Below are 23,529 nucleotides of genomic sequence, written 5' to 3'. Positions count from 1 at the left end.
AGTGATCGTGGGTAGACTCTCGTGCTTAAATTGTCAAAGGCCGACAGCAACCGTAAGCTTCGTTTCAGAACTGCGAGCGTGTAAACGCCGTGCCATTGTCCAAAGTCACGGTATAGCTGCCATCGGGATTGAAGACAAAGGTCGCCTTACGGTCGAAATCGTTGCTGGACAGTCGTCCGATCGTTCCAAAAATGCGCGCTGTCCCACCGCCGCCGATGATCGCATGGTCAGTTTTGCGAATCTTGACATCGATATACCGCAGGCTGTCGGTGTATGCAAAGTATTTGTCCCGCCATTTCACATTCAAAGTTCCCCCTGCAATGACTAACCCGGTGCCGTTCAGGGTATAGGTTGTGGTGGATGTGTCGAGGTCGGTTACGTCCCACCTCTGAAAAGCCGAACCAAAATTTTGCTCCAACTTCGAATCGCCATGGTATTCATTGGTTCCTCCCATGGAAAAATGGACATTTGAAGGGACGCCGAAGATGCAGTTCTTTGTCCAAAACCAAGTACCAATGTAAAGGTAAGCCGCCAATTGCCCGCCAGATAAATTGGAAGAATCCCCAGATGCTCCGCATGCATTGTAGGGTTCCCAGCCCGCGCATATCCGCCCACTTGCTTGCATTTGCAGTGTTGCGCCACCCAATGCCCCGCAAAGATCGTTGGCGAGGACAGCGTCCATGTCTTCATCACCCATCGTCTTGAATTTCTTTCCCTCGCATGCCGCGAAAAGAAGCGAGATCGCTGCAAGTGTCCAGAGGATGAGTGTTTTTGTTTTCATTTGGGTTCTGATTTTGGTGCAAGTTAGTGATTTGCAGCATGATTCGAGGGGCAAAGTACATTGTAAGCTTGTCGTGTCCTCATTTGATCCCTTCGAATGTCACCACTCACCAGTGCCCCGTTTTCCTGATAACCCTCTCCCAAAAACATGACATCAGTCATTTTTGACCGGGGATTTTCCGACGAGGTTTGTGCTATCAAAATGTTGAAAACAATTATGCAAAAGCACGACATCCTTCACGAATTCCCAGAATTGGCCGCAAAGGTTCACGATCTGAAGATCAGCAACACTCACTTTCGCAAGATTTTTGATGAGTACCATGAACTCGACCACGAGATTCACAGCATCGAAAGCGGCGCAGTGGCAGTGGCAGATGAGCATCTCAACGAACTGCGCAGGCACCGCGTGCATCTGAAAGATTCGATCTTCAGAATGCTCCAATCAGCCTGATCCGAATAGCATCCGGCGGGGTCTAGCGCGTTTTGCACTTGAACTGAACTTCATGGAAGCTGCCATCGGCAGCATGGTATTCGATGAAGCAGTTGACCGTGAGTTTTTCTTCCGGGATGTGCATGATGCCCTTGACCTCGCCGGTTTTGTCTACTGGATATTCATCCTTCATCCAAGCAATCCCGAGCTTTTTGACCTTGATATGAATCTTGGAATTGGGCTTGATGCCTGTCGCTTCCAAATAAACCGTATCGTCTCGGTCAAAGGTCAATTCTCCATCCGGCTCAACAACCTGACCATCGATTTTCACAATCGCCTCTTCCCCTAAACGGGCTGTAAATCCACTGCCGATGAAAAATACCATCGACAACGCCACAACATTCAACAACAGCTTTTTCATGGGATCCTCCTTTATTCTATGAAACAAAAAGCAATAGAATAAAGATGAGCAAATAGCCTGCCAAAAGGAAATGAATCTTGTCAGTGATCTTACGCCTCAGTAGGCGCGTTCGCTCTTGCCTTCGACGTAGTTGATGAAGGCCTGATTCACGACACGATTGCCACCCGGGGTCGGATAATTGCCTGAGAAGTACCAATCTCCCAAATGGTTGGGGATCGCTTTGGGCAAGTTGCTCAAGGGCTGAAAGACGATCTCGACCTTACAGGAGATGTCTTCAGGCTTCAGCAAATCCGAGATTTTTCGCGAGATTTCATCCTCCGAAAACTGATCGTAGATGGCTTTCACCGCGTTACGGGTTTCCAGAAGGCCATTTTGTTTCATCGCAAGGCATTCACGGTACACTTGGTGAATGATCCCGTGCATACCCCGGTCGTTGAGCAGGGCGATCGCAGCCTCAAAAGCGACAAAACGTCCAATCTGACTCATGTCGATGCCGTAGCAATCCGGATAGCGGATTTGCGGTGCAGAGGAAACGATGACGATTTTCTTGGGTTTGAGGCGGCTGAGAATGCTGAGAATGCTCTTTTTCAGCGTTGTACCGCGTACAATCGAGTCGTCGATGCAGACAAATGTGTCCACGCCAGGTCTGATTGTACCCTGCGTAATGTCATACACATGTGCCACCAAGTCATCCCGCGAACTGTCGTCCGTAATAAAGGTGCGCAACTTGATGTCCTTGAGCACCACCTTCTCCACCCGCGGCCTCGAACTGAGGACCTCCACCAGCTGCTCGTCGGTGGCTTTGCCATTCAGCTCCCGGATTTTGCGGATTTTTTCATTGATCATATAGGTTTCGACACCCTTGATCATTCCCCAAAACGCCATCTCAGCTGTATTGGGGATATACCCGAATACCGTGTTTTGAAGGTCGTAGTGAATGGTTTCCAGAATCTTGGGAACAAGGAGGTCGCCTAAGGCAAGGCGCTCACGGTAAATGTCGGGATCGTTGCCACGGGAGAAATAGATGCGTTCAAAGGAGCAGCTTTTCTTTTCGCCAGGCTCGGTGAAGGCCTTGATGCTGACTTGGCCGCTAGCCTTGATGCCGATCACATGGCCGGGATCAAGCTCCTTGATTTTGTCATAGTCGATCCCAAAGACCGTGCTGATCGCCGGGCGCTCCGAAGCGACAACGACAAATTCATCATTGGCAAAGTAGTAGCAGGGCCGGATGCCGTTGGGGTCGCGGGCGACAAAGCCGTCTCCGCAACCGATCATGCCGCCCATGGTATAGCCACCGTCCCAGCGTTTGGCTGCCCGCTGCAAGATCTTGCGAATGTCCAATTCCTGCGCGATGAGCTCGGATGCTTCAAAATTGGATTTGCCTTGCTCCTTGAATTTGTCAAAGAGGCTTTGGTTTTCTTGATCGAGGAAATGCCCGATTCTCTCCAGGACGGTTTCCGTGTCGGAAACGTACCGTGGGTGCTGCCCCAGATCGACGAGGTACTGAAACAGGTCGTCGACATTGGTGAGGTTGAAGTTTCCTGCCAGCGTCAGCGTGCGGCTGCGCCAGTTGTTGCTACGCACCACTGGGTGGCAGGCGTCGATCGTATTGTCCCCGTGGGTGCCATAGCGCAAGTGCCCGAGCAGGAGTTCGCCCGCAAAGCTGAAATGCTGTTGCAACAATTCGGGATCCTTTTCAATTCCGGGATACTTGACAGCCAGCGCTTTGAGCTCGGCTTGGATTTCGTTGATGAGCGATTGCCAAGAGGAGGAGGAATTGTTGCGTTTGCGGGTGAGGTAGGGTTTTCCAGCAGGGCTGTGGATTTTGACGGCGGCGAGTCCGGCCCCGTCTTGACCACGGTTATGCTGTTTTTCCATCAGGAGGTACATCTTGAAGAGGCCCCAAAGTGGCGAGCCATACTTGTCCTGATAAAACTTGAGGGGCTTCAATAAGCGGATCAGACCGACCCCGCATTCGTGCTTAATTGCGTCAGACACTGGTGTCTCCCGGATTAGGTGGCAGATTCAAAGTGCAAAGTTAAAGCAGACTTTTTGATTCGCTATGTTAAGATTGTTAACAATTATGGAACAGTTGTCCCACAGGTGGCCGCACTTTTCGGGGAAGCGACCGGGATCGCAGAATTACATGTGAAACATCTCCAAATCCCTATATTCGCGGAAGCAATTTTGGAAATGAAAGAGATTCGCGTTGGTGACAAGACATTTCAGGAGTTCCTTTCCGAGGAAAACATCCAATCACGCATCGCCGACATGGGTCGGCAACTCAACAAGGACTATGCAGGCAAGGATCCGCTGATTGTCTCGGTGTTGAATGGGGCATTCATTTTTACTGCCGATCTCGTACGTCACCTGAATTGGGATCCTGAAATTCAATTCGTGCGGTTGTCATCTTACCACGGTGGCACTAAATCTTCCGGTCAAATGCGCGTTTTGCTCGATTTGAGCAACAGCCCCGAGGGGCGTGATGTCCTGATCGTCGAAGACATTGTCGACACGGGCCGCACCTTGGACTGGCTCAGAAGCGACCTGATGCACAAGGGCGCGAACTCGGTGAAAATCGCAAGCCTGCTCTTCAAACATGAGATGTACATGTTTGAGACACCTCCGGAATACTATTGCTTCCGCATCCCCAACGAATTTGTGGTCGGCTACGGCCTGGACTATGCCGAGCGTGGCCGCAACTTACGTGCGATCTACAGCCTGAAACCCTGATCCATGGCCGCCAAGAAAAAGAAGGGCGGTTCCTCGGTCGTCGTCGCGATTTTGCTCTGGCCACTCAAATTCGTGGCGGGCTTGGTGCTGCCATTTTTCCTGCTGCTTCGTGGATCGGTCACCCTCTACGAATTGACCCAATGGAATCCCTATCTCTGCATCGCCATTCCGGCCATCGCCTCGATGGTGGCCCTCTATTTCTACCTGACTTGGATCGTCGGGCATGTGGTTCAGAAGAAAAAGGCGGTTCAAAAGGCCAAAAGCATCAACCTGAAGCTCGTTTTGGTGGCCGTCGCCGGATTTTGCCTGTATGCCATTCTCTACCTCGCTGCGGGAAATGCCAAAACCCAAAATGTGCAGGAAGAGTATGCGACGACACATCCCTTGCTGCGCCTGGGCGTGAGCTCGTTTATCATTTTTGACCACGACCTGGTTGTGACCGACATGGCCCGCACCCATGCCGATTACCTCGAAATGGGCTTGTTCCAGAAGAAAAAGAGCCTGCATTACCCCCAGAGCGATGGCTATGTACATGCTTTGGACCTGCGCACGAATGGCCGTCCCGAATGGCGAAACAAATTGCTGGAGACCTATTTTTGGCTGATGGGGTATCGCACGTTGCGCCATGGCGGCACCGGAGATCATTTGCATATTTCCCTGATGATCCATGACAACCCTCATGCACTTTAGATTGTCAACTTCTCATTCGAATGCCTAACTTTGCATTCCCCATTATTCACTTTAGATATGGGATCGAATAAAATGCTCAACATCGTCTTGTTTGGCCCTCCCGGATCCGGAAAAGGCACACAAGCAGAAAAACTGCTTGAAAAATACGGCCTCAAACACCTTTCCACCGGAGATGTGCTCCGTGCGGAAAAAGCCTCGGGCTCCGATCTGGGCAACCGCATGGCCGAAATCATGGCTGCAGGTTTGCTTGTCCCGGATGAAATCGTCAACGAGATCGTCAAAAACAGGATCGACGAATTTGCAGGGAAGGTTCCGGGATTCATCTTTGACGGCTTCCCACGTACCAACGAGCAGGCTTTGACCTTGGATGGCTACCTCAAGTTTGTCGGAAGCAGCGTTACGTTGACCTTGTTTTTGGATGTGCCCAAAGATGAATTGGTGCGCCGCCTGTTGCAACGCGCCATTGAAAAGGGACGTGTGGACGATACAGCCGAAGTGATAGAGGCACGCGTTGTCGAATACAATACCAAGACGCTTGCCGTTGCCGAACTTTACAAAGCGCAAGGAAAACTGCATGTCGTCGATGGCATGGGCGAATTGGACGAAGTGTTCGGTCGTCTCACCGCGATTATTGACAACGCGCTAGCAACTGCCTAGCCACTAATTGTTTGAAAAAATTTCTGAGAGATCGCCTAGGCCATCGGCCTTGGTGACCTTTCCCAATGCGATTCTAATATGTCAGCACCCAGCCCATTTGTCGATCACGTCCAGATTTATTTCACCAGTGGTAAGGGGGGAGATGGGATCGTGGCTTGGCGTCGTGAAAAGCACGTTCCACGAGGCGGTCCCGACGGTGGCGATGGCGGACGCGGCGGACATATCATCCTTGAAGGAGACAAACAGCTTTGGACTTTGCTTGACTTGCGCTACCGTAAGTTCATCAAGGCCGAAGCCGGGAAGAATGGCGAAGGTGGAAAGCGCACTGGCCGCGAAGGCAAGGATGAAGTGCTGAAAGTGCCCCTCGGCACGACCGTCACGAATGCTGAAACCGGTGAATTCATGGGAGAAATCACCGAGCACGGCCAACGGCTCACGATTTTGGCCGGCGGATTTGGAGGTCGTGGCAACTGGAACTTCCGAACAGCGAGCAACCAAGTCCCCGAACATGCCACCCCCGGTGGTTATGCCCAAGAATTGGTCGCGATCCTCGAACTCAAGGTTTTGGCCGATGTTGGTTTGGTAGGGTTCCCCAATGCTGGCAAAAGTACGTTACTGAGTGTCCTATCCGCAGCTAAACCCAAGATTGCCGACTATCCGTTTACAACCTTGGTTCCCAACCTCGGAATCGTCAAATACAGGGACTTCAAGTCCTATGTGATGGCCGATATTCCGGGGATCATCGAGGGTGCGAGTGAGGGCAGGGGCTTGGGTATTACCTTTCTTCGGCATATCGAGCGAAATTCCATTTTGTTGGTCATGGTAGCAGCCGACAGCCCGGACCCGATCGCGGAATACAAGACCTTGATCCATGAGATGGAGGCGTACAGTCCAGAGCTTTTGGACAAGAAAATGCTGTTGGCGATTACAAAGTGCGATTTACTGGACTCAAAGGCGATGAAAGCTTTAGAGAAGAAAATCAAGAAATCGCTACCCAAGCAGGAAATGGTGACGATTTCTTCCGTCGCCAATGTAGGATTGGAGCAACTGAATGATCGGATCTGGGAAATACTCCAAGCAACTGAGGAAGATTGGGAATAAACCCATGAATCATAGCCCAGTAGGGCAAGTTGCATGGTGAAGCAGGTTTGTCACCTGAAAGGATTTAGATGCCCAAATTGGCAATTTTGGCTTGACGATTTCGGCAATTGTTAATTTCTCAAACCGCATTCCTTGATGTAAGGAAAACCGAATAAATGCCTATTCCACATTTGGATGTGGGAAACCATGCCCTTAAATTAGAGTTATTAAGTAGGTTGGAAAAAAGGTTCGGCAGACAACATCTCTAAACAGCAAGCCTTGGTTTTCGGGAACCAAAAGGAAAGGGTGTTGGAATGGAAAAAAGTGTACAAAAAATTGCACAGCGTCTGCTGGTGATTGGGTTCATAACATTGTGGATGAATGCGCTGAATGCACAGTGTACAGGGGGTACATTTGCAGGCACCATTGCTCCAACACTGGGCTGGCAAACAATACCTTGCATCAAGGGAGGAGAGTATTATACTTTTACCGCCACAGCCGGCGAATTTTACACGTTTTCCTTTTGTATGGGTGGTGGCTATGCAAGCTGGGACACCCAAATCACTGTACTTGACAACAGCGGCGTTCCTACGGCAATGGGCTACGCAGATGACGATTGCGGTTTGCAGTCTCATCTATGGTACTGGACACCATCCATTACGGGCACCTACCGTGTGCTTGTCACGCAATACAATTGTGTAGGCGGTAGCACGTGCGGTACCTTGGCTTACCACACCGAGCTCAACCCTTACGGCGGACCAGGCGTCAGTTGTGGCAATCCGTGGATTATCCCTTCCCTTCCTTACAGTCAGTCAGGCTTGACTTCGTGCTACTACGGGAATGAATATACCAGCGCAAATGCCTGCGGGTCGCAGTACATGAATGGAGAAGATTTTGTGATGCGCTACAACGGAACTGCCGGCGAATGCATTTCCATTTACACGGCCAACACATTTATCTATACCGGCCTGTTTTTGATAAGAGGTTGCCCCAACGTGGTTGGCAGTACCTGTGTTGCCTTTCATGAGGCTTCCTCGGGAAACCCCAATTTGTACAACATCACCCTGCCTTCTACAGGCACCTATTATATCGTATTTGACATGGAGGGAAACACACCTCCTTACTGTTCTCCGTTTGACATCACAATCGTGCCTTGTATAGGCGTAGGTCAGGGAGCAACTTGCGCTACGGCATTTACGATTCCGTCTTTGCCCTACAATCAGGTGGGCTTTACGACCTGCGGGCGCGGCAACACCTACAACAGCACCATGGCGTGCAACAGCACCTACATGAATGGTGAGGACTTTCTCTTCAAATATGTATCCGCAGGAAATGAATGCATTTCGGTCGAATTGAGCAATACACAGCCTCGAACAGGATTTTTTGTCTACAATGGCTGCCCGGATTTGATCGGAACAAGCTGCATTGCCTCCCAAACCTCTGTGGGTGGTAACCCCAAGAAGCGGTCAATCAGCTTGACGGCTCCCGGCACCTACTATATCATGGTCTCCAATTTGCCCACACCCTCCTGCACACCTTTTAATATAAAAATCGAGCCCTGCGAGCCAGCTTGTGTTCGCAATCCAAACGAAAGTGATTTTTGTGTTTCCCCAACCTTGGTCTCCTTTGGGGTAACGGACACAGTCTGCGGATTCACCAATGAATTGTACACGCCAGATTTTTCGGTAGACCTCGACAATGATTTTTGTGGATCGATCGAGAACAATGGCTGGTTTTCATTTGTGGCGGATTCTTCAAGAATGACACTGAGGATCGACGTTCCTGACTGCAATTTTGGCTATGGAATTCAGGCACAGATTTTTGAGACAGTTGATTGTATCAACTTCACCCCAAGATCCAATTGTTGGAACCCGCTTCTGCAATCAAGCGGCGTGATACAGGCGACAGGGCTTGTCGTCGGAAACACCTACCGTTTGATGCTTGACGGCTATGCAAATGATGATTGCAGCTATCAAATCACGCGATTGGGCGCACCGTTTCCCGTGGTTTGGTCAGATTTTCGTGCCGCCTTGGTGGGACCCCAACGTGTACAAATCGACTGGAGTACGATTCAGGAGGTCAATAACCGCGGATTTTACGTACAGCGCGGAAAATTGGAAGGCTCTGGAGCCGGGAGTCATTTTGTTTGGGAATCCCTTGGATTTGTGCCTTCAACCGGCAATCCTAATCAGGGTGCCCATTACCAACGATTTGACACCCCGCCCTACACCGGAGAACCTTGGTATTACCGTGTCCAGCAGATGGACCTCGATGGATTGTCGAGCTTCACGGAACATCAACGCATCGAATTGGCTGGTCCTGAAGATGCTGTGATGCATGGCATTTTCCCGAATCCGGCAAATGATCAGGTAACCGTTAAGTTCTACGCCCCAAATGCAGGTCCGACAAGCCTTGAGATCTACAACATTTCCGGAATGCTCGTCAAGCAAGTGGAATTTGATGTCGATCATCAAGACTTGTACCAAGAGCAAGTCTCGGTTGCCGATTTTGCAAACGGCCTTTATATTTACAGAATCTCCATCAACGGAAAATTGTTCAAGGGTAAACTTGACGTTTTCCATTGAGATAGAAATACATCAATCAGCGGATAGTAGTGGTAAGCGGGTGTCAATTGGCATCCGTTTTCCTTTTTGACACCATTTGAAAAGGTTGGGGCAGGTGTGATTTTGCAGTGATCGAATCAAACGGTGCAGTTGGGATTCAAATGCAAATCATTCGAAGTGACCATTTCGCCGCATTTGGGCGTACCAAGCCTCATAGATTTTTTCTAACTTTGCCACTCTTTTTCAAAACGGGTTTTGGATGGTATTCGCAGCTTTTTGCCGTTTGGCAATTGTGCCGCAAACCAGTCTGGATTCGAAGCAAAATCGCAATGGAAACAAAAGGCACCCTTATGGCCAAGCATTATCCCGAATACCAAAAGCTCTCTTTGCCAGAGCTCGACAAAGACATCCTCCGGTTTTGGAAGGAAAATGACATCTTTAACAAGAGCATTTCCACAAGGGAAGGCGGCCCCGCTTTTGTTTTCTATGAAGGTCCACCCAGCGCAAACGGGCACCCCGGAATCCACCACGTGATGGGACGCACTATCAAGGACATTTTCTGCCGCTACAAAACACTTAAAGGTTTCCAAGTCCATCGCAAAGCAGGTTGGGATACCCATGGCTTGCCCATCGAACTCAATGTCGAGAAGGAACTTGGCATCACCAAGGACGATATCGGCGTCAAAATCTCCGTCGAAGACTACAACAAGGCCTGCAAAGAATCAGTGATGCGCTTCACCAACGAGTGGAACGAAGTCACCGAAAACATGGGCTATTGGGTGGACATGGAGCATCCGTATGTCACCTACGAGAGCAACTACATTGAAAGCTGCTGGTGGCTCCTGCGTCAATTGTTTGACAAAGGCTTCCTTTATAAAGGATATACAATCCAGCCTTATTCGCCTGCTGCGGGTACGGGTTTGAGCTCCCACGAGTTGAACCAACCCGGAACCTACCAAACCGTCAAAGACACGACCATTGTCGCACAGTTCAAAGTCGTGCGCGATGCAAAATCGGAGACCTTGTTCCAAAATGCAGCAGGCGACCTGTTTTTTCTCGCCTGGACGACGACGCCTTGGACGCTTCCGAGCAATACTGCCTTGGCGGTTGGCAAGACCATCAATTATGTGCAGGTCAATACCAGCAATCCCTACACCGATGCTCCGATCTCGGTGATCCTTGCCGAACCATTGCTGGGCAAGGTGCTGGGGTTGGAGGGCGCATTGGTCGATGGCAGAGGCACCGGCAAAGTTGGTGGCAAGAAGATCAACGTTGAAGTTGTCGGAGGCTATGCCGGCGCCGACTTGGCGGGCATCCATTACGAACAACTGATGCCTTATGTGCAACCGGAAGGCGATGCCTTCCGCGTGATCGTCGGCGATTTCGTGACGACCGAAGATGGTACGGGCATCGTCCATATCGCACCAACTTTTGGAGCAGATGACTTCCGGGTTGCCGCCCAAAATGGCGTCCCTGCCCTGCTCATCACTTACCCCGATGGCTCTAAAGGCCCGCTCGTGGACAAGAAAGGCCGATTTGTTCCCCAAATGGGACCCTACGCCGGCATGTACGTGAAAAACTACACCGGCGCCGATGAAAGCGCTGCAGACTACAAATCGACCGACGTGCTCATCGCCATTCAGCTCAAGGAGGAAAACAGAGCCTTCAAAGTCGAAAAATACGAGCACGAATACCCGCATTGCTGGCGCACCGACAAGCCGATTCTTTACTACCCGCTCGACGCTTGGTTCATCAAAACCACTGCTGTCAAAGACCGGATGGTGGAGCTCAACAAGACCATCAACTGGAAACCCGAAAGCACAGGTACGGGCCGCTTTGGCAATTGGCTCGAAAACTTGGTCGACTGGAACCTCAGCCGTTCCCGGTTCTGGGGAATTCCGTTGCCGATCTGGGCCACCGATGATTACGCAGAGAAAAAATGCATCGGTTCACGCGAAGAACTCGTCGCCGAAATGCAAAAGGCCGTGGCCGCGGGCTTCATGACCCAAGACCAAGCGACCGAATTCTCCTTGCGCGACGACCTGCACCGCCCTTATGTAGATTATGTAGTGCTGGTGAGCGACAGCGGCAAACCCATGCGCCGTGAACCCGACCTCATCGACGTCTGGTTTGACTCAGGCTCCATGCCTGCAGCGCAATTGCACTATCCTTTTGAGAACAAGGCACTGTTTGAGCAAAATTTCCCGGCGGATTTCATCGCCGAGGGTGTCGATCAGACCCGCGGATGGTTTTTTACCCTCCATGCGATTGCGACGATGGTTTTTGACAAGGTGGCCTACAAAAATGTCGTTTCCAACGGCTTGGTCCTCGACAAAAACGGGGTCAAAATGTCCAAACGCCTCGGCAACGTGGTGGATCCGTTCAAGGTGCTGCCCGAATTTGGCGCCGACACCGTGCGTTGGTACATGGTAGGCAACGCTGCCCCTTGGGATAACCTCAAGTTCAACGAGGCCCACATGAAGGAGAGCCAACAAAGCTACTTTGGCACGCTCTTCAACACCTACTTCTTCTTTGCGCAATACGCCAACGTCGATCAATTTGACTTCAGTCAGCCGCGCATTCCTGTTTCTGAGCGCAGAGAATTGGACCGTTGGGTGATGTCCAAACTCAATACCTTGATCGCTGAGGTGGACAATGCCCTGGGCGAATATGAACCTCATCGTGGCGTGAAGGCCATGGAGGCCTTCCTCGACGAATTGAGCAATTGGTACATCCGGTTGAGTCGGCGTGTGTTCTGGAAGGGCGAAATGTCGGATGAAAAAGTCGCCGCTTACCAAACGTTGTATGAATGCCTCCTTGCGCTTTCAAAGTTGATGGCATCCTATGCTCCTTTCTACAGCGAAAAATTATTCGGAGACCTCAATAAAACGACGGGTCTAGAAGCATTTGAATCTGTACACTTGGCTCAATTCCCGGTTTCCAATCCAGCAGAAATCGACTTGGACCTCGAGCAACGCATGAATTTTGCCAGGGAAATCACCTCGTTGGTTCACAGCATCCGCAAAAACCCGCAGGTGAATGTCAAGGTGCGTCAGCCGCTCGCCCGCGTGCTCGTCCCTGTGCTCGATGAGGCCATGGCGCAACAAGTGCTCGCCGTGCAGGACATCATCCTCTCGGAAATCAATGTCAAAGCCATCGAGTTGGTGCGCGACGGAGACGGTAACACCGTGATTGTCAAAAAGGCCAAGGCCAATTTCAAGGCATTGGGAGCCCGTTTGGGCCAGAAGATGAAGTTCGCAGCAGAAGCCATCGAGAAATTTGGCAACAAGGAATTTGCCGAGCTCACCAAAAACGGGAAGCTGACGATCCAAGTCGATGGAGCACCTTTTGAATTGTTGCGGGACGACGTGGAAATTCGCACAGCCGACGTGCCCGGATGGCGGGTGGCCTCCAACGAAAATGTTACCGTGGCCCTCGACCTTACGCTGAGCGATGCGTTGAAACGTGAAGGTCTCGCACGTGAGATTGTGAGCCGCATCCAAGGGATCCGGAAAGACAGCGGATTGGAGGTCACAGACCGCATTTCTGTTTTGCTTTCAGATGTTCCTGAGTGGCGGGAGGCGTTGACTGAGAATAACTATTATATTTGTAATGAAACCCTTGCGGATTCATTGAAAATCGAGTCAGGACTTGTTGAGGGAACTGCGGTCGAAGTCGATGGAGTGCAAGGGTGGATCAAAATCGCCCGGTAATCATGGAAGAGAAAGAGAAGAATTTTTACAGCAAAGCGGAGCTAGAGGAGTTTCGCGTGCTGATCACCGAGAAATTGCATGCCGCCGAACGTGAGTACAAGGAACTCGCGGAAAGTCTTCGTGACAGCAATGTCTCCACCGCCGACGGATATAACATGACCGACTTCGGAAGTGACACCCTTGAAAAGGAGCAGACGGAAATGTTCATGGCTCGGCAAATGAAGTTCATCGGCTCCCTACAGCGCGCCTTGGACCGTATCGAAAACGGGTCCTATGGTCGCTGCAAAGAGACGGGAAAGCTCATTTCCAAGGAGCGCTTGCGCGCTGTGCCCCATACAGAGCTGTCAATCGAGGCAAAGCGCATTCAGCCCAAATAAAAGCTGCTCATAGAATACGCTGTGCCTTGAGCGAGTTACGTCAAAACCCATCAGAAGTCTTTAGCGAAAAAGGGGCCCTCAAGCGCTTTTTTTTCGATTATAGGTTTTTCTGGTGGGCTTTTTTTGTGGTTCTGATCGATCAGGTGGTCAAAATTGTGGTGAAATTCACGATGATCCCCTATGAAGAAATCAGGATCGCAGGAGACTTTGTCCGCATCAATTATATCGAAAACAAAGGCGCAGCCTTTGGTTTGACAATCAGTGACCTCTTTCAGAAGGTGGGTGTTTCCATCGACGACGAGACGGCCAAACTTGCCCTGACGCTTTTTTCGATTTTTGCGGTGATTGTGATTATTTACCTGTTACAAACCGTCCGAAATTCCCGCACTTCCCTACCCTATTTCTTAGCCTTTATCCTTGGAGGAGCCATTGGCAACATCATCGACCGGGTGTTTTACGGAGTATGGTTTGCTGGAATCAATGACTATGAGGGCGGTTTGTTGCATGGGCGGGTGGTAGACATGTTTTATGTGAATCTCGTGCATGGAGAGGTGATGGGTCTGGAAATGAACCTCTTGCCTGTCTTCAATGTGGCCGATGCAGCCATCACGGTGGGGATCGTCGCGATCATCATCTTTCAGAGACGGTTTTTCAAAGCAAGTGCGACCGAGGCAGCATCAACGGAAGAGGACACAATTGCGGCTGCAGCATCAGAAGCTGCCACAGCCCCCGAACAAGCACCTTGACAGGATGTTTAACACGCCCCCAATGCTGTAAAATCCCAAAAGATGCCTGTATTCTGGCTATATGTGAAAAATGTTTTCTAACTTTAGCCTCCAATCTGAAAAGACGATCGGCAATGGAAAACTGGCGCGATTACAAAAAAGTATTACTTCCGGACATCCCTAACCTCAACCGTATAGACGTTTACACGCAACACGGTGGGTATGAGATGCTGCGAAAAGTTGTCACCTCCAACGAATGGGATCCCCGCAAGGTGATCGACGAGGTGAAAGCAGCAAATATCAGGGGACGTGGTGGCGCAGGCTTCAACGCCGGTCTCAAATGGTCCTTCATGCCTCCCAAAAAAGAGGGTGTGCCCCGCTACCTCGCCTGCAACGGCGATGAGTCGGAGCCCGGCACCATCAAGGACCGCCGCATTTATGAATTCAACCCGCACCAATTCATCGAAGGGGCTTTGATCGCCTGCTACGCGATGGAAATGGAGGCTGCCTATGTCTACATCCGTGGTGAATACATGGACTGGATCGATGTGATGCAGCGTGCGGTGGACGAAGCATACATGAAAGGCTTTGCGGGCAAAAACCTTTTCGGCACCAATTTTTCCTGCGACGTTTATGTCCATACGGGTGCCGGTGCCTACATCTGCGGGGAAGAAACCTCACTCATGGAGTCGCTCGAGGGCAATCGTCCTTATCCAAGGTCGAAGCCACCATTTCCTGCCCAATATGGTCTTTGGGGCAAGCCCACGACCATCAACAACATCGAGACACTGGCCAATGTGCCGTTGGTGATTCGGCATGGTGCTGCTTGGTGGTCGGCGATGGGTGCACCAACCCATCCAGGCCCATTGCTCTATGGCATTTCCGGTCACGTAAATCGCCCAGGCGTTTACGAATATCCTACCGGGATGAAGCTCACCGACATGATCTACGAGGTCGGCGGTGGCGTTCGTAACGGCAAAAAAATCAAATGTGTCGTCCCGGGCGGTTCTTCCTGCCCATTCCTGACCTATGATGAGGTCCACAGTGGGCTCACCATGGACAGCGATTCGCTACGCAGCGTCGGTTCCGTATTGGGAACAGGCGGCATGTGTGTGCTGGATGAAGACACTGACATGGTGAAGTTTACCTACCGTGTCGCCAAGTTTTACGACCACGAATCTTGCGGACAATGCACCCCTTGCCGTGAAGGCACAGGTTGGTTTGTCAAGACCCTCCGGAAATTTGTCGACCGCACGGCAACTACACGCGACATTGAGGTGTTGCTGAATCTCTGCGATACGATGGAAGGTCGCACGGTTTGCGCCTTGGCGGATGCAACCGCATGGCCGGTGCGTTCTGCCTTGAAGAAATTCCGGGGCGAATTTGAAGCCCGTGTCACCGAAAAGGCAGTGTTTGCGGTTTCCTGAGCAGGTGGTTTTGTATCTTGAATGAGTAGAAATGGCATCTAATTATTCCTATTTGAGCAACGCCGATCCCGGCTACATCGATCAGGTTTATCAACAATACCTCAGCGACCCTGATAGTGTTGAATACGGGTGGCGCAAATTCTTTGAGGGTTTTGATTTTGCCCGGATGCAGTTTGGCGATCAAGGCCAGGCAAGCGGGGATGTCAAGGAGATTTATGTCCTGAACCTCATCAATGACTACCGGTCCCGGGGACACCTCTTCACAAAGAGCAATCCGGTGCGTGATCGGCGCAAGTACCTGCCGACATTGGCCTTGGAAAACTTTGGTCTGAGCGATGCCGACTTGGACACCGTGTTTCAGGCAGGTGTGGATGTGGGCCTTGGCCCCGCCAAGCTGCGCGACATCGTCGCAATGCTCGATACAACGTACTGCCACCACATCGGTGCTCAGTACATGTTCATTCGCGAGCCGGAAATCCAATTTTGGTTGCGGAAAAAAATGGAGGAGCCGCGCAACACGCCCTCCTTCTCCCTCGACCAAAAGAAACGCATTCTCTCCAAGCTCAACGAGGCGGTGGTCTTTGAAGACTTCCTCGCCAAGAAATACGTCGGCGAAAAGCGCTTTTCCATTGAGGGTGCCGAAACGGTCATCCCAGCCATGGATGAGGTGATCGAATCGGGCTCGGAACTCGGCGTCCAAGAATATGTGGTGGGCATGGCCCACCGCGGGCGCTTGAATGTGCTGGTCAACATTCTTAGAAAGCCCCATTCGGAGATCTTTACCGAATTTGAAGGCTACTATAATGAAATCGAGGATTTTGCCGGGGATGTGAAATACCACCACGGCTATTCTTGTGATGTGACCTCCCGTACGGGTGCGCAAGTGCACCTGAGCCTCTGTGCCAACCCTCCCACTTGGAGGCTGTCGGTCCGGTGGCGCAAGGAAAGGCCCGCGCAAAGCTCGATCAGAAATATGCCGGTGATCGCAAGAAAATCGTCCCGATTCTGATTCACGGTGATGCAGCCATAGCTGCGCAAGGCGTTGTCTACGAGCAGATTCAAATGAGTGAACTCGAAGGCTACCAAGCAGGCGGCACCATCCATTTGGTGATCAACAATCAGGTTGGCTTTACCACCAACTACCACGACGCCCGCACGAGCACCTATTGTACCGATGTCGCCAAAGTCACCAATTCCCCTGTCTTCCATGTGAATGGTGACGACGTGGAGGCAGTGGTTTTCGCCTGCAAATTGGCGATGGAGTTCCGTCAAGAATTTCACCGTGACGTTTTCATTGACCTTCTTTGCTACCGTCGCCACGGCCACAATGAAGGGGATGAGCCACGTTTCACGCAGCCCACGCTTTACAAGGCCATCGAGGCGCATGCCAATCCACGCGAGATTTATTACCAGCACCTTCTCGCCCAAGGCGCTGTCGAGGCTGGCTATGACAAGCAGTTGGACAAGGCTTTCCGGTCGTCCTTGCAAAATCAGCTCAATGAAGTGAAGCAAAACGGCCAAGCCGTCAAGTACAGCTTCGGAGAATCGGTCTGGAAAGGCATTCGAAGGGAAGAAGCCGCAGACTGGACCAAAAGCCCGGACACGGGTTTCAAGATGGACCTTTTGCGTAGTTTGACCGAGAAGATGCTTGAACTTCCGAAAGACAAGGCATTCTTTGACAAGGTCATCAAGATTTTTGAAAACCGTCGCGAACAGGTCAAATCCGATCGCCTCGATTGGTCCATGGGTGAATTGCTTGCCTATGCCACTTTGATGCAGGAAGGATTCGGCGTGCGCATGTCGGGTCAGGATGTCGAACGCGGCACCTTCGCCCACCGCCACGCGGTTCTGAAAATAGATCAGACGGAGGAAGAATATACACCCCTCAACAATCTTGGTGCCACCAAGTCCATGGACATCTACAATTCGCTTTTGAGCGAATATGCGGTCCTTGGCTTTGAATACGGTTATTCGCTCTCCTCACCCAATACGCTTACCCTCTGGGAAGCACAATTCGGGGACTTTGGAAACGGTGCGCAGATCATGATCGATCAGTTCATCTCCTGCTCCGAACAAAAGTGGATGCGCTTGAGCGGCCTCACGATGTTGTTGCCCCACGGCTACGAAGGTCAAGGTCCCGAGCACTCCTCCGCAAGGATGGAGCGTTACCTGGAAATGTGTAGCAGCAACAACTGGCAGATTGTGCAGCCGACAACCCCGGCTCAGATTTTCCACTTGCTGCGTCGCCAATTGCACCGCCCATTCCGCGTGCCGTTGATTGTTTTCACGCCCAAGGGCCTGTTGCGTCTTCCCGAGGCGACAAGCACCATGGCCGAATTGGCGATGGGTCGCTTCGAAGAGCTCATTGATGATCAAAACGTCAAGGCAGCCAGCGTGGAACGCGTCTTGCTCGTTTCGGGCAAGCTCTACTACGACTTGGTCAAGCGTCAAAAAGAAGAAGGCCGTACCGACATTGCCGTGGTGCGTTTGGAGCAGATTTATCCGCTTCCGACACAGCAATTGGAGGCCTTGAAAGCCAAATACAAAAATGCCAAGCAGTGGAATTGGGTTCAGGACGAACCCGAGAACATGGGACCTTGGTCATTTTTGCTGCGCAAAGTGCGCTTCTTGCCGTTGGAAGTGATTTCACGGCCAGAAAGTGCAAGCCCGGCAACGGGATACAAAAAAGTGCACCTGTTGGAGCACAAGAGCATCATGGAGCGCGCCTTCGCGCCCACAAGCGGCCCAAAGGGCAAAGAGAAAGCTAAAAAGGAACTCTCCAAAGCATAATTCGCATGATTCTGGAAGTGAAAGTACCTGTTCCCGGAGAATCGATCACTGAGGTCGAATTGGGTGCATGGTTGGTGAAAACGGGCGACATCGTCGAGATGGATGCCGAATTGGTCGAGATCAATTCAGACAAGGCAACACTGACTGTGAATGCAGAAGGTGAGGGCCGCATCGAAATCCTCCGCAAAGAGGGAGATGTTGTACGCGTCGGCGAAGTGATCGCCAAGATCGATACATCGGCCGCGGCAACACCTGCAGCACAACCCGTGGCAGAAACCACCAAAGTGGAAACGGTTGCCAAAGTTGAGGCTGGCAAGGAAGCAACCTACGCCAAAGGCGTGGCTTCGGTGTCCGCCGAAAAGATGATCAAGGATCAAGGCCTGTCGAAGGAATCCGTTGTCGGTACGGGCCGTGATGGCCGCGTGACCAAGGCTGATGTGGTCGAAGCCGTCAAGGGCGGAGGCAATGGTGCATCGTCCGTCAAGCCGGCTGCAGAAAAGCAGGAGACCAAAACAGCCGCTGTGGAGCCTGTCGCACTTTCCGGTGACCGTGCAAGCGAGCACAAGAAAATGACGGTCTTGCGTCGCAAGATCGCAGAGCGTCTTGTGGGTGCCAAAAATGACACTGCCATGCTCACCACCTTCAACGAGGTGGATATGCAGGCGATCAAGGATTTGCGCGCACAATACAAAGACAAATTCAAGGAAGTTCACGGTGTAGGCCTTGGCTTCATGGGATTCTTCGTGCGCGCATGTTGCGAGGCAATGAAGTTTGTGCCCAATATCAACAGCCAAATTGACGGCGATGATATGGTGAGCTTCAACTACATCGACATCGGTGTGGCTGTGAGCACAGACCGTGGCTTGGTTGTTCCCAACATTCGCGATGCCCAGAAAATGAGCATCCTCGAAGTGGAGAAGGCGATCGGTGCCTTCGCCGTGAAGGCCCGCGAAGGCAAGATCACGATCGACGACATGACCGGTGGCACCTTCACGATCACCAACGGTGGCGTGTTTGGTTCGATGCTTTCCACCCCGATCCTCAATCCGCCGCAAAGCGCGATTTTGGGAATGCACAACATCGTAGACCGCCCCGTGGTTGTGAACGGTCAGATTGTGATCCGCCCGATCATGTACCTTGCACTTTCCTATGACCACCGTTTGGTCGATGGCAAGGAAGCGGTGACCTTTTTGTACAAAGTCAAGGAATTCCTCGAGGATCCAGCGCGTCTGCTGTTGGGAATCTAAGGCATTCGCTGAATGTAATACCAAATTCCAATGTCGACTTCCGGTCGGGATTGGAATTTGTGATTAAAGGCGTGTGGATTTGGACAACAGCGGGAGGCTCAAAACTTGTAGACAAAGTCCAAATAGGGCAAAATCAGGGCTTCGCCTACGTTCACGTAAACGGGCGCAACGTCAAACGTAGCACTTTTGCCCACTTGAATGCGCAGCCCCAAACCTGAAGCGACATAAGTTTCGAGTCGATTCACCACGGTCGGTTGCCCGAAAGGATCAAACGTGACGCGCTCCCGCTGAATCGGGATCACCCAGTTCTCGGTAATCAAGTGCAAGCGTTTCGAAAGGCGAAACATGCCATTTGCCGTTGCAATCGGGTATTTGGAATGTTCAAAATCCCCACTGAACCAAAAGAGTCCGTAGCCTGCTGCAAGCGTGACATTGGTTTCATGGGTCCCATAGGTCGCCGCCGCAAATGGAATGGCAACCGTAATGTTGTCGCCGATGAAAGTGGTTGCAGCAATAGCGCCGCCGGATAGGTAAAACCGGTCTGCGACCTTGAAACCAACTTTGGGATTCACAAAGAAAAACAAGGGAATGCCCACCCCGCCGCCGATCGAAATGTGGTCGGTGATGCCATAATTTGCCGAATTGAGAAGAATATAGGCGTTTTGATAGTAACCGGATCCCTTTTCCAGTGGAATCGCCGATGGGGCAAACAGATAGCGTGTCGCATTGGCATTTTGTGGCACATCAGAATCTTCCGGAAGAATTTCCAACGAAGCCACTTTGGACTTTGGAATGCGGATTTCGCCATTGGGTGCGATCCAGACAATGTAGGCATCGCTTTCCAAGCCATTCAGCACGCCGGTATAGCGGGTATTGTCATTCAGTGAAAAGCTGACCTTGCTTCCTTTGAAAAGGTCTTTCTTTTCCTTGATCTCACGTGGGTCCAAGGACATTTCCCCGAGCAACTGCTCCTTGATTCGCCATTCTTCTTTGGATTCTGACAAGACTTCGCCGACAAAAATGTCTCCGGATTCCATATAGAAATAGGTGCAAAGCAGGGAATCGGAGGTGGTTTGGGCGACAACGCGTTGAAAGGCAAGGACGGCGAAGCAAATGAGGAAGATGGCGGTGATTCTCTTATCCATGCCCGAATCTCCGAAATTTCACAGCAATCAACCAATCATTCGTTGGAACGGAGGGTGATCTTGGTCATGGATCTTCCTTGAAAATCAGGCACAATTTCACTTGTTGTCTTTCGTCCCGCAGGTTGGGGCGGACCGGGACATCAGCCTCCTTTTGGATGGGATTTGCGTAGATTCTACTGTTGAAAATCAAGTGAACGATGAAAACGCTCCATTCGGATTGGTTCGTGGAAGGCTTGCAGGACTTTGAATACAAAAAATATGTGCTGCTTGCCTATCTCCAAAGTGTGAAACAGGCCTTCGATCAAAGCCTGTTGTATCCGGTGTTTTCGGATTTGATCAGCCATTACCAGAACCTTCACGCTTTTCAGCAGAGCAAACTGCAATTCGAAGGCGCAATTCCCAAACAGATGCGCGCAGTAGATTGGGAGAAATTCCAGGTATTGTACGCTTCGTTGTTGGCTGATGACGAGGCCCTCCGTGAAATCGAAGAAATTGTCGAATTCTCCTTGCCACAGGTAAAAGCGACCGTTGAAGAAGGCAAACAACTCTACGAATTGATCGAAGAAAACATTGAAATCGAAACGGTGGGTTTGCTTCCGCTGTACCGCGACGCAGGCTATTTGTTGCTCAGAGGGGGCAATGCCCATCAGGTAAAGGCCTATTCCTACCAAATTACAATGTTTGAAAGCGCCAATGAGCGCTACCGCGGCATTCATTCGCAGTTTGTCGCAGACTTTACGCTCAGCATTGGAACGACTTACGAATCGATCAAGTGGGAACTCATCCGGCAGCAGCGTGACCTGCCCAATCCTGCTACTTTTTCGGTGAATTCGAAGCTGCGTTTTCCAGAGGAAGCCTCCTTGGTGCCGGTCGCCAAGCGGAAATTCGTGCGGTTTTTGGCTGAATTCAAGGATTGAGAGACCGGATTGAAATTCTGTGACCTTTGTTGCTTTCCGACAGGATTCCTGAAACCTTGAATCCTAAAATCCTGCGTAACTTTGTGGCCAATTTCAAGGAAAAGAATTCCCTATGGCCAACGCAATTTTTCACGTTCCCGTTCCCAAAAATGAGCCTGTGCTGAGCTATGCGCCCGGCAGTGCCGAACGCAAAGCCCTTCAGGCAAAGATCGATGAGCTTGCTGCCCAGCAGGTAAGCATCCCGATGTACATCGGCAGCGAGGTTGTCTTCACCTCCGACAAGCGCGCCATGCATCCGCCGCACAACCACTCACATTTGCTCGGGCACCACGCTTGGGGCGATGCATCGCATGTCCACGCTGCGATCAATGCAGCACTTGCCGCCCGTAGCAAGTGGGCCGCCATGCCCTGGGAGCAGCGCGCAGCCATTTTCCTGAAGGCCGCCGACTTGCTCACCGGTCCGTACCGTGCCAAGATGAATGCGGCAACCATGCTCGGTCAAAGCAAAAATGCCTTCCAAGCAGAAATTGATGCAGTTTGCGAACTCGCCGACTTCTGGCGCTTCAACGTCGCCTACATGACGCAGATCTACAAAGATCAGCCGGAGTCGTTGCCAGGGGTTTGGAACCGTCTGGAATACCGCCCCCTCGAGGGATTCGTTTTTGCCTTGACGCCATTCAACTTTACATCCATCGCCGCCAACCTGTGTGGCGCTCCCGCGATGATGGGGAATACGGTCGTCTGGAAACCTGCCGAAACGCAGATCTATTCGGCGCAGGTCATCATGGAAATTTACCGCGAAGCGGGTTTGCCCGATGGCGTCATCAACTTGATTTACGTCGATGGCCCGATGGCGGGCGACATCATCTTCCAGCATCCCGAATTTGCAGGCTTGCACTTCACCGGTTCGACGGGCGTGTTTCAACATATTTGGCGGGAGATCGGGAACAACATCACCAAGTACAAGTCTTACCCAAGAGTTGTCGGTGAAACGGGTGGCAAGGACTTCATCTTTGCGCACAACAGTGCGGATCCAAAGGCGGTTGCCGTCGCCATCAGCCGTGGTGCATTCGAATTTCAGGGGCAGAAATGCTCGGCAGCCTCGCGTGCCTACATTCCAAGATCGATATATGTGGATGTAATGTCGCAAGTGATCAGCGAGGTCAATAGCTTCAAAATCGGTGATCCCCGCGACTTCACCAATTTTGTGAATGCGGTCATCGACGAAAGGTCATTCAACAAAATTGCCAGCTACATCGACCGTGCAAAAGCAAGTCCCGAGGCCGAAATCATCGTCGGCGGCAATTATGACAAGTCCAAAGGCTACTTTATCGAGCCGACGGTCATCAAAACCAGCAATCCGATGTTCCTCACGATGTGTGAGGAGATCTTTGGGCCGGTGATCACGGTGTATGAATATGATGATGAGCGCTGGGAAGACATTCTTGGCATTCTAGACAAAACGGGCCCCTATGCCTTGACCGGTGCAATTTTTGCCCGTGACCGCTATGTCGTCGAAAAGGCGAGCCGCTTGCTGGAAAATTCGGCGGGCAACTTCTACATCAATGACAAGCCAACGGGCGCCGTCGTTGGTCAGCAGCCGTTCGGGGGCGCTCGCGCTTCCGGGACGAATGACAAGGCCGGTTCCTACCTAAATCTCTTGCGCTGGGTTTCCCCACGCACGATCAAGGAAACCTTTGTGCCGCCGACGGATTACCGCTACCCCTTCCTCATGCCTGATTGAGTGAAAATTGAAAAACGAAAAGTTCCTTTGGGGCTTGCCTTCGCATAAGTCAGAGTGCTAGAAGCTTAACGCAAATTTTCACAGTTCCT

The 23,529-nt window shown here is 51.4% G+C and carries 17 protein-coding genes and 1 pseudogene; 14 read left to right on the top strand and 4 right to left on the bottom strand.

The window, feature by feature from the left end:
* Positions 1 to 64: 64 nt before the first annotated feature.
* Entirely contained in the window at positions 65 to 781 is a 717-nt protein-coding gene (locus IPN95_14425) for a hypothetical protein (GenBank protein MBK9450569.1), read from the bottom strand.
* Positions 782 to 997: 216 nt separating this feature from the next.
* Between IPN95_14425 and IPN95_14420 the strand changes: the two genes are divergently transcribed.
* Entirely contained in the window at positions 998 to 1,231 is a 234-nt protein-coding gene (locus tag IPN95_14420) for a DUF465 domain-containing protein (GenBank protein MBK9450568.1), read from the top strand.
* A gap of 22 nt (positions 1,232 to 1,253) precedes the next feature.
* Here IPN95_14420 and IPN95_14415 read toward each other — a convergent pair whose 3' ends face one another.
* Positions 1,254 to 1,631 carry a hypothetical protein gene (locus IPN95_14415; protein ID MBK9450567.1) on the bottom strand — a complete coding sequence of 126 codons (378 nt, stop codon included), beginning with the start codon at positions 1,629 to 1,631 and terminating at the stop codon, positions 1,254 to 1,256.
* A gap of 96 nt (positions 1,632 to 1,727) precedes the next feature.
* Complete coding sequence (locus IPN95_14410) at positions 1,728 to 3,629, bottom strand: amidophosphoribosyltransferase (protein MBK9450566.1); 1,902 nt, start codon at positions 3,627 to 3,629, stop codon at positions 1,728 to 1,730.
* 195 nt (positions 3,630 to 3,824) lie between these two features.
* Here IPN95_14410 and hpt point away from each other — a divergent pair, with 195 nt between their 5' ends.
* The 11 genes and pseudogenes from hpt to odhB all read left to right on the top strand — a co-directional run bounded on the left by hpt (position 3,825) and on the right by odhB (position 19,634).
* Positions 3,825 to 4,364 (top strand): hypoxanthine phosphoribosyltransferase, encoded by a 540-nt coding sequence (gene hpt, locus IPN95_14405; protein ID MBK9450565.1) that lies wholly within the window; start codon positions 3,825 to 3,827, stop codon positions 4,362 to 4,364.
* Between the two features lie 3 nt (positions 4,365 to 4,367).
* A complete protein-coding gene (locus tag IPN95_14400) occupies positions 4,368 to 5,054 on the top strand; it encodes a hypothetical protein (protein ID MBK9450564.1) in 687 nt (228 codons plus the stop codon).
* Positions 5,055 to 5,126: 72 nt separating this feature from the next.
* Positions 5,127 to 5,711, top strand: a complete 585-nt coding sequence (locus tag IPN95_14395; protein ID MBK9450563.1) for an adenylate kinase — start codon at positions 5,127 to 5,129, stop codon at positions 5,709 to 5,711.
* A 78-nt stretch (positions 5,712 to 5,789) separates the two neighbouring features.
* On the top strand, positions 5,790 to 6,812 hold the full coding sequence (obgE, locus tag IPN95_14390) for a GTPase ObgE (protein ID MBK9450562.1): 1,023 nt from the start codon (positions 5,790 to 5,792) through the stop codon (positions 6,810 to 6,812).
* A gap of 332 nt (positions 6,813 to 7,144) precedes the next feature.
* Positions 7,145 to 9,376: a T9SS type A sorting domain-containing protein gene (locus IPN95_14385; GenBank protein MBK9450561.1), complete on the top strand. Its 2,232-nt coding sequence runs from the start codon at positions 7,145 to 7,147 to the stop codon at positions 9,374 to 9,376.
* 329 nt (positions 9,377 to 9,705) lie between these two features.
* Positions 9,706 to 13,068: an isoleucine--tRNA ligase gene (locus tag IPN95_14380; protein MBK9450560.1), complete on the top strand. Its 3,363-nt coding sequence runs from the start codon at positions 9,706 to 9,708 to the stop codon at positions 13,066 to 13,068.
* Between the two features lie 2 nt (positions 13,069 to 13,070).
* Entirely contained in the window at positions 13,071 to 13,445 is a 375-nt protein-coding gene (locus tag IPN95_14375) for a TraR/DksA family transcriptional regulator (GenBank protein ID MBK9450559.1), read from the top strand.
* Between the two features lie 125 nt (positions 13,446 to 13,570).
* Entirely contained in the window at positions 13,571 to 14,191 is a 621-nt protein-coding gene (locus tag IPN95_14370; GenBank protein MBK9450558.1) for a signal peptidase II, read from the top strand.
* A 113-nt stretch (positions 14,192 to 14,304) separates the two neighbouring features.
* Positions 14,305 to 15,597: an NADH-quinone oxidoreductase subunit NuoF gene (nuoF, locus tag IPN95_14365; protein MBK9450557.1), complete on the top strand. Its 1,293-nt coding sequence runs from the start codon at positions 14,305 to 14,307 to the stop codon at positions 15,595 to 15,597.
* 31 nt (positions 15,598 to 15,628) lie between these two features.
* Positions 15,629 to 18,387, top strand: a pseudogene (locus IPN95_14360) (2-oxoglutarate dehydrogenase E1 component).
* A 5-nt stretch (positions 18,388 to 18,392) separates the two neighbouring features.
* Positions 18,393 to 19,634 (top strand): 2-oxoglutarate dehydrogenase complex dihydrolipoyllysine-residue succinyltransferase, encoded by a 1,242-nt coding sequence (odhB, locus tag IPN95_14355; GenBank protein ID MBK9450556.1) that lies wholly within the window; start codon positions 18,393 to 18,395, stop codon positions 19,632 to 19,634.
* 98 nt (positions 19,635 to 19,732) lie between these two features.
* Here odhB and IPN95_14350 read toward each other — a convergent pair whose 3' ends face one another.
* On the bottom strand, positions 19,733 to 20,779 hold the full coding sequence (locus tag IPN95_14350) for a hypothetical protein (protein MBK9450555.1): 1,047 nt from the start codon (positions 20,777 to 20,779) through the stop codon (positions 19,733 to 19,735).
* A 197-nt stretch (positions 20,780 to 20,976) separates the two neighbouring features.
* On the opposite strand from IPN95_14350, the gene IPN95_14345 reads away from it, so the two are divergent.
* Together IPN95_14345 and pruA are read left to right on the top strand one after the other, a co-directional pair.
* Positions 20,977 to 21,696, top strand: a complete 720-nt coding sequence (locus IPN95_14345; protein MBK9450554.1) for a hypothetical protein — start codon at positions 20,977 to 20,979, stop codon at positions 21,694 to 21,696.
* Positions 21,697 to 21,808: 112 nt separating this feature from the next.
* Positions 21,809 to 23,440 carry an L-glutamate gamma-semialdehyde dehydrogenase gene (pruA, locus tag IPN95_14340; protein MBK9450553.1) on the top strand — a complete coding sequence of 544 codons (1,632 nt, stop codon included), beginning with the start codon at positions 21,809 to 21,811 and terminating at the stop codon, positions 23,438 to 23,440.
* The last annotated feature ends 89 nt before the right edge of the window (positions 23,441 to 23,529 follow it).

The sequence above is a fragment of the Bacteroidota bacterium genome (genome assembly GCA_016718825.1).
GTDB lineage: Bacteria > Bacteroidota > Bacteroidia > J057 > JADKCL01 > JADKCL01.
The sequence above is the reverse complement of the archived record's forward strand: the minus strand, read 5'-3'. Positions and strand labels throughout refer to the sequence as shown.